The sequence below is a fragment of the Dellaglioa sp. CoH-57-MRSF-17 genome, from assembly GCF_056782015.1.
In genome coordinates, this window is record NZ_JBXAXY010000064.1 from 1 (window position 1) to 395 (window position 395).

A 395-nucleotide genomic window follows, 5' to 3' on the forward strand; every position below is an offset into this window, starting at 1 on the left:
CAGGGATGGTCCCCAACCCCTGCTGCGCCGACACGTANGACAACCGTAGCGATTCCTAGTGTAACTGGCGTAAACGGTTTCTCATTGCGTCCCATAGGTGCATTCCAGTCAATGTCATATTCAACGGCTGCATGGGGAGCGGCAGCAGATCAAACATTTGGATATCTAAACACAGGCATCACAGTCAATCAGGCTTGGCAAGCTGGTGGTATCACACTAGGATTCGGCGCGAGATTCAACACGGGGACAACGTTGTACTACGGAGCAGCAAAAGCAACAAATCCGGTGTACGACGGATCGACCTATTGGGCTACTATGTCAGGCGGTAGCACTGGTATTGCTACGTCGGCAGATTTAACTACATGGACCCCGATTCCTCAGCAGTTGTCCAATGT

General features: G+C 51.5%; 1 protein-coding gene. It reads left to right on the plus strand.

The genetic code is table 11. The annotated features are described in order from the left end of the window. Positions 1-111: 111 nt before the first annotated feature. Positions 112-395, plus strand: a 284-nt coding sequence (locus AC1RPJ_RS07870; RefSeq protein WP_481762859.1) for a hypothetical protein, incomplete at its 3' end; no start/stop codon positions are given.